This is a genomic window from Endozoicomonas atrinae (genome assembly GCF_001647025.1).
Classification (GTDB): Bacteria; Pseudomonadota; Gammaproteobacteria; order Pseudomonadales; family Endozoicomonadaceae; genus Endozoicomonas; species Endozoicomonas atrinae.
This window is the reverse complement of record NZ_LUKQ02000152.1, coordinates 1-13955: the sequence shown is the minus strand read 5'-3', so window position 1 is coordinate 13955 and position 13955 is coordinate 1. Positions and strand designations below refer to the sequence as shown.

Genomic DNA, 13955 nt, shown 5'->3' with positions numbered 1-13955 from the left:
CAGCAGTTGGTGCCGATCAGCAAGGCCGCCTATCTTACCGTGGCGACTTTCGTTGTCAAGCGATCATTTCTCTTCCGGAAAAAGCCGTAGAAGAAAGAAGCTTTCCAACTCGCTGACGTTGCCACTCTTTGTTAAGAGACAAGGCCGTGTCAGCGGAGGCGCATCTTACCGCGCCAGCTTGATTTGTCAACCGATTGTTTTTCATTCATTTCAAAACAACCAACTTTCAAACCGCACTTCCCGGCCAGCGATGAATGTTCATTCTGCCGATCCGTGGGTGACCTCTGGGTCAGTCCGTGGAAGTGGGGCGCATTATACGGCACATGTTTCATGTGGCAACCCGAGAACAATACCTATAAAAAAACAAAACTCCGAAACAGGCGCCTCTATTAAGAGCCAAGTAGCCTATATAAAGAGGAGAGCCATGACATTGCCTTTACAAACCCCCTTCTTTAGAATGCCCTCCACAAAATAGACAATAGTTTGCACCTGACTTAAAAGCTGCAAGATACTTCAGGATACTCAACCGTTCCAAAGTGCAATGCGCTCAACCAGCTTGCCAACACTCAATGTGTCTCGTGATCGCTTACACCCGGCTCATTTCACAATAACCCACCGGACAGTAAGACATATAACAGCTCTACTATTCTCCAATAGTAAACGATCAATACCGGTGCCAATGTGCCGTTAACACCTTTCAAGACTCATACATACATTACTGGAGACTTCACTTGTTCGAACCCCACGCCAGAAACGTTGCCACAATAAAGAATGACCTTCTTTCCGGTTTAACGGTAGCGCTTGCACTTGTTCCAGAAGCTGTCGCCTTTGCCTTTGTTGCCGGTGTAGAGCCTCTGGTCGGCTTGTATGCAGCATTTCTTGTTGGCCTGATTACCGCAGCCATTGGTGGTCGCCCGGGTATGATATCCGGGGCAACCGGTGCGCTGGCCGTTGTTATGGTCAGTCTGGTCGCCAGTCACGGAGTACAGTATCTGTTCGCCGCAGTTGTCCTGATGGGTATTATTCAAGTACTTGCCGGTATCTTTAAGCTCGGTAAGTTCATAAGAATGGTTCCTCATCCGGTAATGCTCGGCTTTGTAAACGGTCTGGCTATTGTGATCTTCCTTGCACAGCTGAGCCAGTTTGGTGTGCAAGGTGAAGCTGGCTGGTTAACCGGCTCTTTCCTAGAAAACAGTGTGATTGATGTTGCCTGGATGAAAGGCAACGAACTTTATTTAATGCTTGGACTGGTTGCCCTGACCATGGCCATCATCCACTTTCTGCCCAAGTTGACCACGGCCATTCCTTCTTCTCTAGCCGCCATCATTGTGGTTACCGCTCTTGCCCTTGGCCTGAACCTGGATACCAAAACCGTTGGTAATGTTGCGGGTATTGCAGGTGGGTTGCCGGCATTCAGTATTCCTTCAGTCCCTTTTACTTTTGAAACCCTGACGATCATCTTCCCCTACTCTCTGATTCTTGCCGCTATCGGAATCATCGAATCACTGTTGACCCTGAGAATGGTTGATGAAATCACTGAAACTCACGGTAGCAGCAACCGTGAATGCGTGGGGCAGGGTGTGGCTAATGTGGTTACCGGTTTCTTCGGTGGCATGGGCGGCTGTGCAATGATTGGCCAGAGCATGATTAATGTGAATTCCGGTGGTCGAGGCCGTCTGTCTGGTATTTCTGCGGCGTTATTCCTGCTGACCTTTATTCTTTTTGCTTCTTCTTTAATTGAAATGATTCCAGTCGCTGCACTGGTCGGTGTCATGTTCATCGTGGTTATCGGAACCTTTGAGTGGAGTAGCTTCCGAATAATGAACAAAGTGCCCAAGGGAGATGCTTTTGTACTGATTCTGGTTTCCGTAGTCACTGTTCTTACTGACCTGGCTGTGGCTGTTATTGTCGGCGTTATTGTTTCAGCCCTGATTTTTGCCTGGAAACATGCCAAACATATTCAGATCGAAAAGCAGGAAGATCAGGACGGCTCCACTGTTTATAAAGTTCATGGCCCACTGTTCTTTGGCTCTACCACGCACTTCCTGGAGCAGTTTTCGCCAAAAGACGACAACAAGGATGTCATTATCGACTTCCAGGACTCGCGAGTTTGTGACCATTCCGGACTGGAAACCATTGATACGCTGGCCGAACGCTATATGAATAGCGGGAGAACACTGCACCTCCGCCACCTCAGCAATGACTGCAGAAAGCTGCTGACAAAGGCGGGCAACCTCGTGGAAGTGAATGTCATCGAAGATCCTAAGTACTTTGTTGCGACCAATGCCTGATTACGATCAATCATGACTTCAAGCCCGGACTTTGCTCCGGGCTTTTTTAACAGAGCGACCTTTGAATCCATAAACTATCTGATCAGGTATCAATTGCGAACTATAGTACCAACTGATAAATTAGCCGTTTGTGCCAATAATAAGAATATAGAGAGGCGACATAACGATGAAAACCATCGAGCAATGGTTCAGTGAATACGGTGAAAGTCACCAAAATAAAACCAACAAACTGATCCACTGGATCTGTGTGCCCTCTATTCTTTTCAGCATTGTCGGTATTGTATGGGCATTCAGCCCTGTTGCCGCCTGGGCACTTATGGCTATCACTATGCTGTTCTATTTCAAGCTCTCATTTAAGCTATCTCTGGCAATGATTGTTGTATTTGCTGCATCGGCTGCACTCTCTCAAGCGCTTGGAGCTTATGTCTTACAAGCCAGCATTGCGATTTTTATCGTCGCCTGGATCTTTCAGTTTATTGGTCACAAGGTAGAGGGGAAAAAGCCGTCTTTCTTTGAGGATCTTCAGTTTCTATTGATTGGCCCCTTGTGGTGCCTGGGGTTTCTATTTCGTAAACTTAAGATCAGCTATTAAGCACACGACCTACTTTGCCTGATACCGCAATGTATCAGGCTATCTATACCCCAGCAGCCTCTTTCTCTCCCAGTACAAACACGGCAGAACTGCTATAAAGAGGATCCAGTTCCCTAAATGTAAGACATCGCATGTCTATATTATCGCTGGATAAAAGTAATCTCTGGTCAGTAGTAAAAGCAAAAAGTGCTCAAGCAATTGCTGCTGGATCAGTCAGCAAGGGCTGATGGAGAAATTCATCGTCACATAGACCATCAGCTCCCATTCTATTTCAAGGTTGTTACTGGTCTGGCTAACAAGCCCCTCTGTGAAAATCTTGATCTGGCTGTCTATAAAGCGATCGACCCTTTTATGCAAGCCAATGCAGATATTCTGGTTGGCCACCTTGGAGCACGTCATCAGGTTCTCTTATCCCGACTCAGTGTAGTTGAGTACCATCTGGTCATTGCAACTAGAGAGTTTGAACTGCAGGGACAACCATTGTCCCAAGCAGATCTGGCAGCATGAGTTTACTATTGAGACAGCAGAAAGGTCTGGCTATTTATAATGGCGGAGTGAATGCCGGTTGCAGCCAACAGCACAAGCATATGCAGTTCACTCCAACGACTGACTTCAAACATATCCTTATTGATAGCTTGATCAATCAGCAAAAAAGCTATTTAACTCCACTGCACATTAAACAATTACCATTCCAGCATCTGATTGTTCAGCTTACAGGGCAGGAATCAGTTGAAAAAATAGTGAATATGTATCATGCGATGCTGAATAAGCTGAAACTATATGGAAAAAACTCTCAGGATGTATCTCATAACACACTGTTGAGCAATCAATGATTACTCATCGTACCAAGGTCAGCAGCCATCTTTTCAGATGTTCATATTAACGCTTTCGCGATAGCTGGACTCTTTTTTCTGAAAAATACAGACGTCATGGAAAACATGATTTCTGCAGGTCCAATCAATATATTGCGCTCTATAACAAAGCCCGCTTAATTAAGGGGAGCATCAAACATTCGCATACTCTTCACCCTTACCGAGCCAGCGATGCACCAACGGCTCGACACCTTCTGGCGACTGGCGAATTAACTCCTGCGCCGCGGTACGTACAGCCATCAACAAGTCTCGATCCCTTTCAAGATCAGCAACTCGAAACTGTGCCAGACCTGTTTGCCGGGTACCTAAAACTTCACCGGGACCTCTCAGCTCCAGGTCTTTCTCAGCAATAACAAACCCATCATTTGAATCTCTCATTACCTGCAGTCGCTCCCGGCTTTGCTGAGATAACGGCGCGTGGTACATCAACAGGCAGTGGCTGGCGATATTTCCGCGACCAACCCGACCACGTAGCTGGTGTAACTGAGCCAGCCCAAGCCTCTCAGGATTTTCGATAATCATCAGACTTGCATTGGGTACATCAACACCCACTTCAATAACCGTAGTTGCCACCAGAAGATGAAGATGACCTTCCTTGAAAGCCTTCATTACCTCAGCCTTTTCACTGGCTTTCATTCGTCCATGAACCAGACCTATAGACAACTCTGGAAGTGTTTCTTTCAGCTGCTGAGCCGTCACTTCTGCCGCCTGGCACTGCAATGCTTCAGACTCTTCGATCAGCGTGCACACCCAATATGCCTGTCGTCCTTCAAGACAGGCTGTTTTAAGACGTTTAATGACATCTTCACGACGGTCGTCTCCAATAACGACAGTATTGATTGGTGTACGTCCAGGCGGTAGCTCGTCAATCACCGAAACATCAAGATCGGCGTATGCACTCATGGCCAATGTTCTGGGAATTGGTGTAGCAGTCATGATCAGCTGGTCAGGTAGCCCTCCGTTTTTCTCTCCTTTTTTCCTTAATGCCATTCTTTGATGGACGCCAAACCGATGTTGCTCATCAATAACGGCCATGCCCAGCTTATGAAAAATCACATCGTCTTGAAACAGAGCATGGGTTCCAACCACAACCATGACTTCACCAGAAGCTATCTGATCCAGAGTCTCCTGACGTTTTTTACCTTTTGTTTTGCCAGAAAGGAAAGCCATGGAAATGCCCAGCGGCTTCAGCCAGTTTGAGAAGTTAAACTGGTGTTGTTCCGCCAGAATTTCCGTTGGCGCCATCACAGCGGCCTGATAACCATTTTCTACCGCTTGTAGAGCTGCCAACGCTGCAACCACGGTTTTTCCTGAACCGACATCCCCCTGCACAAGACGTAGCATTGGCAGTTGAGTGGCCATATCCTGACTGACTTCATCAGTGACTCTCTGCTGTGCAGAGGTGAGGGAAAAGGGAAGTTGCTCCAGCAACTGTCGGGTTAAACAGTTTTCAGGTGGCATGGCAAAACCGCCGATAGACTGCACCCGCCTTCTGAGTTGCTGAAGGCTGAGGTTATGAGCCAGCAACTCCTCAAAAGCCAGGCGCTGCTGGGAAGGGTGCCGTCCTTCACTGAGCAGTATCATCGACTCTTCTGGTGGAGGTTGGTGCAGCAGGCGAACAGCTTCCACCAGCGAACTGAGCCGATATTTCTGCCGAATATCCACTGGTAGAAGTTCCTGCAGAGAGCTTTCATCGGCGAGCAGCTTTAATGCCTGCTCGCACAGACTGCGGATTCGCTGCTGTGTCAGACCTTCTGTTGCTGGATAGACCGGCGTTAATGTTTCTTCAACGTCAGCAGGCGCATCCGATTTGATCACCCGATATTCAGGATGATACATCTCAAGCCCGGTAGCGCCTCGTCGGGGTTCTCCAAAGCATCGAACCTCTGCCCCTTGCCTGAGGTTATTTTTCTGTGCGCCGGTAAAGTGAAAAAACCTCAGGCTGATTGATCCAGATCCATCACCAATTCGGCAAAGCAGACTGCGACGCTTGCCCATAACGATATCCGATGCCAGAACTTTCCCCTGTACCACCACATCACTGTGAGGCTGCAGGGAACCAATCGGCGTGACTCTGGTTCTGTCCTGATAACGGAGTGGGAGATGAAACAGCAGGTCCTGAATATTGTGAATGCCTATCCTGGCCAATTTGTCGGCCAAAGCCTCACCAACGCCTTTTAACGTTGTTACCGGAACCGTATTCAATGACCTGTTCATACTCACCATAGGCCCACTTACTGGTCAACCGAACACTGCCTTAAGGCATCGGAAAGCACATCAATTGCCTTTGGCCTCGGAAAGCTGGCCCTCCAGGCCAGAGCCACAGTCCTGCTGGGGGAGGGCGCACAAAATGGTCGGGTACTGAGAATATTCGGGGCGTAGTGATGATCCACAACGGCAGACTGTGGCAGCACACTGATGCCCATACCAGAGGCCACCATATGCCGGATAGTTTCCAGTGAAGTGGCTTCAATCCCACTGCCGTCACTGCCAGCTTCTTTTTTACTGGCCAGCATTGGGCAGGCCTCTAGCACCTGGTCACGAAAACAGTGCCCTTCGCCCAGAAGCAGCAGTTCTTCTTGGACCAGGTCAGCCGGGTCAATTTCTCTCTGACTTTCCCACGGGTGCCCCCCCGGCAACAATACCCGAAAAGGCTCATCGTAAAGGGGCTTGGTTAACACATCCGGCTCATTGAAGGGCAGGGCAACGATAATGGCATCCAGTTCACCAAGACGAAGCTTTCTGCGCAGAACCGCCGTGAAGTTTTCCTCAATATAAAGCGGCATATTGGGTGCGGTCTGTGCCAACTGAGGAATCAGATGGGGAAAGAGGTAAGGTCCAATGGTATAGATAGCCCCCACTCTCAAGGGTGAACTGAGCTGATCCTGACCGGTTTTTGCCAGCTGCTTAATTGCCGAAGCCTCTTCCAGAACTTTCTGGGCCTGGCTGATGATCAATTCACCCATTGGGGTAACACGAACAGCATTCCGGGTTCGCTCAAACAAGGCAACCCCCAGTTCATCTTCCAGCTTTTTGACCCCAACACTCAGTGTTGGCTGGCTGACAAAGCACTTACTGGCAGCTCTGCCAAAGTGCTGCTCCTGGGCAAGGGTGACAATGTAGCGGAGTTCTGTCAGTGTCATAATGTTTTTCAACTGTCTCGATGAACAGCCCTGATCTCATAAAAGCTCAGGAAGACTGGCAAGGATGTTCGTACCACCTATAATACTGTAAATTTATACAGCTATATAAATGAAATCGCCATTATGTTTTTTCCGAAGGTTATACCAACCAATAGATGATAGCTATGAATAAGCTCAACATATTGATTGCTGGCTGTGGTGATGTGGGTTGCGAACTCGCCCGACAGCTGATTTCCATGAAGTGCTTTAATGTCTGGGGGCTTCGGCGAAATATTGAAAAGCTTCCCTCTGGCGTGAACCCCATTCACGGCGACCTGTTTAATGCTGAAAAGCTTGGCGACTGGCCTGCACAGATTGACTATGTAGTTTATGCTGCGGCTTCCAATGGGCGATCAGAAGAGCATTACCAACAGGCCTATATTGACGGGCTGCAGAATGTTCTTAACCGTTTAGTGAATGAGCGGTACCAGCCAAAACGTATTTTCTTCACATCCAGCACCAGCACATTCCACCAGAGCAGGGGGGAATGGGTAAATGAAACGTCTGCAACCCAGCCTGTGAAATTTAATGGTCGAGTTATGCTGGAAGCAGAAAGCCTGTTACACCATGCACCCTTCCCCGGTACTGCTGTTCGTTTTGGTGGTATTTATGGGCCCGGCAGGAATCGATTAATTAGCCGTGTTTTAAAAGGTGAAGGCTGTCCGGCAGAACCGGAAATCTACAGTAATCGCATTCATCAAAAAGACTGTGCAGGTATCATCGCGCACCTTATTCGAAGAGATATGGATAATATGCCTGTCGATAACCTGTATCTTGGTGTCGACAATACTCCTGCAACAACGTTCGATGTCCTGCAATGGCTAGGGGAACAGCTGAATGTGTCATTAGATAATGAGAGTTATCCATCGCCACAGCGCGGGAACCGAAGGTGTTCGAATCAGAGGATTATTGAGACAGGTTATAAATTTTACTTTCCTGACTACAAAAGCGGCTATTCAAGTCTTATCCATAACAGAAATTAATAAAAATTAAAATTTTTAAACTCGTTATGAGCAGATGGACACAGAAGTGTAAGGCAAGACGAAGTGACGAGTCATAGCCTTAGGGCCATCTGCGCAATAGGGAGTTAGAAAGTGCAATTGGTGTAAGCCCTACTGCCAGGTTCTGCAGGTATTCTTACTACCAGCAGAGCCTGATAATCCACAGCGCAAATAATCCTGAATCACCTTTAATAAAAGCTTATTAACGGCTTACCAAGATATAATTCACAGAGTTATCCACAGGATAAGCTATAGATAGAACATCTGGATAACAATGCTGCCTATTATTTTTGAACTATCACTTTAAAAATCTTTCTATACGGTTAATTCGTTTAAATTTTAACCACTGAAAAGAGCATAATATTGTGAGTACGGCCCTATCAACCTCGGTCCCACCAGCACACAACATGGTGCAGTGCCTCAATCTGGAAAATAAGAAGAGCACTGCACCAACACATTTCCATTCAGGAAGATCGGTTAATGAAGTTTCTGAAAGACAAGGGGATATCACAAAGAGCTCAATACCAGCAGGAGAAGGGCGTATACAGAATGAACCGAACAAAAGTCACTCAGAAATTATGGATATGCAATGGCAGAGCCACTGCCAGTTCTATTCCGAATGTTCACACTGTCTGAGACTCCAGACCAAACCCAGTATCGACAGCGCAACTCAGCCGATTGTGATCATCAATACATCGGAAAGCTGTAAAAGAATCAAACCCAAAAGAAATGTGCGTCGCAGAATATTCGTAGAGCCCCTGACCGAAGATCAAGAGCTCATCACTGAAGAAACTTACTTAAGTTCCAAAATAGCCTCTACCTCTACTGGCACTCCTTTTGGCAACTCTTTGACACCAACAGCAGCACGGGCAGGATAAGGCTGCTTAAAGAACTCAGCCATGACCTCATTCACTTCAGCAAAGTTAGCCATATCGGTAAGAAAAATGGTCACTTTAGCAGCATCATCAAGAGTGCCACCAGCAGCCATGGCAATGGCTTGAAGGTTTTCAAAACAGAGACGGGTTTTCTCCTTAAAACTTCCCTCCAGTAATTCCATGGTTTGTGCAACCAGTGGAATCTGGCCTGAGATGTAAACAGTGGTTCCTGCTTTTACTGCCTGGGAATAGGTCCCAATGGCCTGGGGCGCCTTATCAGTATTAATCGTCTGTCGGTTACTCATCGATCTACTCTCTTAAATTTGGGAATCAGAAGCCCTGGGGAAAGCTCTCAGCCCCCATGGAAAAACCGAAAAAGAAGACACCCGATACTAGGGTGTAAACATTATTTTTCAAGGATTAAGAGCAATATTTACCGGATTGTGACCACTATTTTTTAACAGTGGTAATACCAAAGCATTTTAGTGATGAGTTTTAATAAACAAAGGATTATGAATCTCGACGCCGTCGAATGATGGAGTGGACACCTTTAATAACCCGAAGTCGTTTAATAATTTTTGCCAGGTGAAGCCGATCCCGGACACTGAGCAGCAGCTGAACAATACTGCATCGAGAATCCTGCTCTACCATGCTGATCTTCTCAATATTGCCTTCCACCGCAGTAATTGCTGTAGCCAGAGAGGCAATCATGCCGCGGTGATGCTCCAGCTCTACGCTGAGCTCTACGGTAAACTCACCGGAAACCTCCTTATCCCACTCAACTTCCAGAACCTTCTCTGGGTTATGTCGAATTTCGGAGACATTGGGGCAGGTATCAGTATGAATAACGATACCTCGGCCCGAGCTGACATGACCCACAACAGGATCACCCGGGATTGGGTAACAGCACTTACCAAAGCTGATGACCATTCCTTCCGAGCCACGAATAGAGAGTGGTTTCTCGCTATTGGAAAGGTCCAGCTGGCTCTTGTTCTCAGGCAGGCTGCCAGGCTCAACCAGTATCTTCGCAACGATATAGGCCATACGGTTACCGAGGCCAATATCTTCCAGAAGCTCATCAAGGTCATCCAGACTAAATACGGATAGCTGCTTGTGAATGACCTGTTCGCTAATTTGCTCAAGACTACTGTCAAAGCTGACCAGCGCTTTGTTCAGCAAACGTCGGCCCAGGGCGATTGACTCGTTTCTGCGCTGATGTTTGAGGAAGTGGCGGATGTTGGATCGGGCCTTGCCGGTCACTACGAAATTTAACCAGGCTGCATTTGGTCTTGCACCAGGCGCGGTAACGACTTCAACCGTTTGACCACTCTGCAATGGCTGACTGAGAGACGCCAGACGTTTATTAATACGACAGGCTACACAGGTATTACCCACATCGGTGTGAACAGCATAAGCATAGTCAACCGCTGTTGCCCCTTTGGGCAGTTCGAGAATATGCCCCTTGGGAGTAAAGACATAAACCTCATCCGGGAAGAGATCGATTTTAACGTTCTCAATAAACTCCAATGAGTCTCCCGCGTTTTTCTGCAGTTCCAGTACACCTTTGAGCCATTGCCGTGTTCTGGCATGACTGCCAGACAGTGCTTCTTCTCCAGATTTATAAAGCCAGTGAGCAGCAATACCATTATTGGCCATATCTTCCATTTCCTGAGTCCGGATCTGGATTTCTATGGGCACGCCGTGCATACCAAACAGTGTGGTATGAAGCGACTGATAGCCATTGGCTTTCGGGATGGCGATGTAATCTTTGAACCGACCGGGAATGGGCTTATAGAAGTTATGGACAATGCCAAGCGCTCGATAGCAACTGTCAACTTTATCCACAATGATTCGGAACGCAAACATGTCCATGATGTCATCAAAAGACTTGCGCTGGTTTTTCATCTTGCTATAGATACTGTACAGGTGCTTTTCACGCCCTACTACCCGGCCTTTAAGGCCTTCTTCCTCCAGACGGGCGGCAATCGCCTGCTGAACCTGACTGACCAGATCTTTGCGGTTGCCACGGGCATTGCGTACCGCCTGTCGAATCAGCCGGGCACGCATGGGGTACATGGCAAAAAAACCCAGGTCCTCCAGCTCTATCCTGAGCGTATGCATGCCAAGACGATTGGCAATGGGAACGTAGATATCCAGCGTTTCTTTGGCAATGCGACGGCGCTTGTCAGGCCTCAGCACACCCAGTGTACGCATATTATGGAGACGGTCCGCCAGCTTAACCAGAATGACTCGAATATCCTTGGCCATGGCCAAGGCCATTTTCTGGAAGTTTTCGGCCTGGGCCAGCGTCTTGTTTTCAAAATTCATGTGGGTCAGCTTACTGACCCCATCCACAAGATCCGCAACCACATCACCGAACTGCCCGGCAATGTCCTGCTTTTCGATACCGGTATCTTCAATGACATCGTGCAGCATGGCTGCCATCAGGCTCTGATGGTCCATGTGCATATCGGCAAGAATAGAGGCTACTTCGAGGGGATGAATTATATATGGGTCACCACTTCGGCGTGTTTGTCCGTCATGGGCCTGCTCCGCATAATAGTAGGCCCGACGAACCAGGTTGACCTGCTCGGGATTCAGATAGGACTTCAAGCGGCCGGCAAACTCATCGATGGTCAGCAAAGTCCGCTCCTTACGCGCAGATCATCCATTGCACCTTCTTATCTTCTAAAACTTGTGATCTAAAGATAGTACGAAGGTAAAACGCTTATTGTTCTACACCAGCCAGAAACATTGCTGCTTCATCGTCATCAACCGTGCGATCGTCAACGGAAAGAGGGGTCACCAGGCCTTCTGCAATTTCACGCAGTGCAACCACCGTTGCCTTATCGTTTTCCCAGTCTACCTTGGGATCCTTACCGCCAATAGTCAGCTGGCGGGCACGCTTGGAGGCAACCATAACCAGCTCAAAGCGGTTATCTACGTTATCCAGACAGTCTTCTACAGTTACTCGAGCCACATTTTACTCCATCAATTAGTATCAGATTCCGATAACAGAACCTTAATGCCGGTTTGCCGGACCCTTTAGTGTACTTTACGACCTATAGCCAGACAAGCTTTAGCAGGGTTAGTGTTTGCTCCATAAGGAGTGCGGATTATAGTATTCGTAAGCATGATCTAAGCAGAAAAACAGTCCTGCCTGAAAATAACTCGCCGAACGGCCAAAAGCCTGGAATAAATACATGGTGAATATCCCGAACAGCTCTGGAGCAAACAAGACCAGAGAGAGAGCCAAAAAGCTTCAAGATCTTCGTGATGCAATGGCTGCACATGGCATTGACGCCTGGATCATCCCATCTTCAGATGCCCATAACAGTGAGTATGTAGCTCCTCACTGGGAAGGTCGTGTCTGGCTCTCCGGCTTTACCGGCTCTGCGGGCACACTGGTGATAACACAAGACAAAGCAGCACTGTGGACTGACGGCCGCTACTTTATTCAGGCGTCAGAACAGCTCGCGGATTCAGAAATCACCCTGATGAAAGATGGCCAGCCAGGAGTCCCTTCAATGGTTGACTGGGTGGCAGGTGAAGTTACTGAGCAGGGCTGCATTGGTTTCGATGGTGCGACTCAGAGTCTGAGCAACGTCAGAAACCTCGAAAAGAAATTGGCTGACAAATCAATTACTTTGAAATTCGATCACGATCTGCTGAATGATATCTGGCCTGACAGACCTGCATTGCCTGCTGAGCCCGTATTTGTTCACGAGGATTTATATTCAGGTAGAAGCCTCACCGAAAAAGTCGCTGATGTTCGAGAAATTCTCAAGGAACGACAAGCAGCAGAACTTCTCATCACCACACTGGACGATATTGCCTGGCTGTTTAATCTAAGGGGCTCTGATATCGAGTGTAACCCTGTATTTCTTGCCTATGCACTGATCTCAACAGACCGCATCACACTGTTTATCAACAAAGAGCGAATAGAAGCTGATGCACTGGCAGTACTGGCAAAGGCTGGCGTAGATCTGGCTGATTATGATGACATCCTGGACAGGTTATCAACGCTTCCAGATAACACTCGCCTGATGATCAACCCGGCCAATACCGGTTATAAACTTGCCGCCGCCATTCCTGAATCGATTAAGCTTATCGAAGACAGATTGCCAACGACAGACCTTAAGGCCATTAAAAACAGCACAGAAATTGAACGGATGAAGGATTGTCATCGCCGTGACGGCGCTGCAATGGTTCGTTTTATGCGCTGGCTGGAAAGCAACATTCCAACTGGACAGCTGGATGAAGTCAATATTGATGAGCAGCTGCTTCAATTTCGCTCAGAGTCCGAATATTTCAAAGGGGTCAGCTTTCCCTCTATCGTTGGCTACGCCGGGCATGGTGCTATCTGTCATTACCGGGCGGATGAAGCGTCTGCTTATCCTATTAAAAACAAAGGGTTGCTGCTCATCGACTCCGGTGCTCAGTATCCAGATGGTACAACGGATATCACCCGAACATTTGCCTGTGGGGAGATGACTGATGAGGAGAAGAGAGACTATACCTTGGTGATGAAAAGCCATATTGCTCTTGCCACTGCCAAGTTCAAGGAAGGAACACGGGGGATACAGCTTGATGCCATTACCCGGCAGCCTTTATGGAGTGAAGGTATCGACTTTAATCATGGTACCGGCCATGGGGTTGGTTACTTCCTGAATGTGCATGAAGGCCCACAGAGCATCAGCCCAAGATGGTTTGACGTTGCTCTGAAGCCAGGCATGCTGGTTACTAACGAACCAGGTATTTACCGTGATAACAAACATGGTGTCAGACTTGAGAATATTATGCTGGTTGCTGAAGACATCGAGAATGAGTTTGGAAAATTCTTCAAGCTTATTCCTATGACACTTGCTCCATTTGATACTAAGCCACTGGTTAAAGAGCTAATGACTGATGCAGAAATTCAGTGGTTGAATGGATACCACAGAATGGTGAAAGAAGCACTTTCCCCTCTTCTAGATGGGCATGATGTGGATTGGCTAAAAGAAGCCACTAAAAGAACGGGAATGTAATTTAAATTGTGTAAACGCTTGTCGTTAATACTCCAAAATGGAGAATAACAATGAGCGTTGAAATCAACGAAAAACTGGTAGATCAAATAGCCAGTCAGATTAAAACTCAGGATGA

Annotated in this window: 10 protein-coding genes and 1 pseudogene; 6 read left to right on the top strand and 5 right to left on the bottom strand. The window is 47.6% G+C overall.

The genetic code is table 11. The features are described from left to right. The first annotated feature begins 731 nt into the window (after window positions 1-731). From AK963_RS18445 to AK963_RS36910, 4 genes and pseudogenes are all read left to right on the top strand, one after another. Complete coding sequence (locus AK963_RS18445) at window positions 732-2291, top strand: SulP family inorganic anion transporter (RefSeq protein WP_066016908.1); 1560 nt, start codon at window positions 732-734, stop codon at window positions 2289-2291. 166 nt (window positions 2292-2457) lie between these two features. Then, on the top strand, window positions 2458-2883 hold the full coding sequence (locus AK963_RS18440; RefSeq protein WP_066016907.1) for an Mpo1 family 2-hydroxy fatty acid dioxygenase: 426 nt from the start codon (window positions 2458-2460) through the stop codon (window positions 2881-2883). Window positions 2884-3069: 186 nt separating this feature from the next. Beyond that, window positions 3070-3716 (top strand): annotated as a pseudogene (locus tag AK963_RS35570) (ATP adenylyltransferase family protein). 6 nt (window positions 3717-3722) lie between these two features. Further along, the gene (locus tag AK963_RS36910) at window positions 3723-3875 is read left to right on the top strand and encodes a hypothetical protein (protein ID WP_083232755.1); all 153 of its coding nucleotides are present in this window, start codon (window positions 3723-3725) and stop codon (window positions 3873-3875) included. Between the two features lie 12 nt (window positions 3876-3887). Here the strand turns inward: AK963_RS36910 and recG are convergent, their stop codons facing one another. Together recG and AK963_RS18420 are read right to left on the bottom strand one after the other, a co-directional pair. Next, the gene (gene recG, locus AK963_RS18425; RefSeq protein ID WP_066016909.1) at window positions 3888-5972 is read right to left on the bottom strand and encodes an ATP-dependent DNA helicase RecG; all 2085 of its coding nucleotides are present in this window, start codon (window positions 5970-5972) and stop codon (window positions 3888-3890) included. 17 nt (window positions 5973-5989) lie between these two features. Continuing rightward, on the bottom strand, window positions 5990-6898 hold the full coding sequence (locus AK963_RS18420; protein ID WP_066016904.1) for a hydrogen peroxide-inducible genes activator: 909 nt from the start codon (window positions 6896-6898) through the stop codon (window positions 5990-5992). 164 nt (window positions 6899-7062) lie between these two features. Here AK963_RS18420 and AK963_RS18415 point away from each other — a divergent pair, with 164 nt between their 5' ends. After that, the gene (locus AK963_RS18415) at window positions 7063-7920 is read left to right on the top strand and encodes an SDR family oxidoreductase (RefSeq protein WP_066016903.1); all 858 of its coding nucleotides are present in this window, start codon (window positions 7063-7065) and stop codon (window positions 7918-7920) included. Between the two features lie 811 nt (window positions 7921-8731). Here the strand turns inward: AK963_RS18415 and AK963_RS18410 are convergent. From AK963_RS18410 to rpoZ, 3 genes are all read right to left on the bottom strand, one after another. After that, complete coding sequence (locus tag AK963_RS18410) at window positions 8732-9118, bottom strand: RidA family protein (RefSeq protein WP_066016902.1); 387 nt, start codon at window positions 9116-9118, stop codon at window positions 8732-8734. A 205-nt stretch (window positions 9119-9323) separates the two neighbouring features. Then, complete coding sequence (gene spoT, locus AK963_RS18405; RefSeq protein WP_066016901.1) at window positions 9324-11456, bottom strand: bifunctional GTP diphosphokinase/guanosine-3',5'-bis pyrophosphate 3'-pyrophosphohydrolase; 2133 nt, start codon at window positions 11454-11456, stop codon at window positions 9324-9326. Window positions 11457-11541: 85 nt separating this feature from the next. Beyond that, window positions 11542-11793, bottom strand: coding sequence for a DNA-directed RNA polymerase subunit omega (gene rpoZ / locus AK963_RS18400; RefSeq protein WP_066016900.1), 252 nt, complete (start codon window positions 11791-11793; stop codon window positions 11542-11544). Between the two features lie 223 nt (window positions 11794-12016). Between rpoZ and AK963_RS18395 the strand changes: the two genes are divergently transcribed. Next, window positions 12017-13840, top strand: coding sequence for an aminopeptidase P family protein (locus AK963_RS18395; RefSeq protein WP_066016899.1), 1824 nt, complete (start codon window positions 12017-12019; stop codon window positions 13838-13840). Window positions 13841-13955 lie beyond the last annotated feature (115 nt).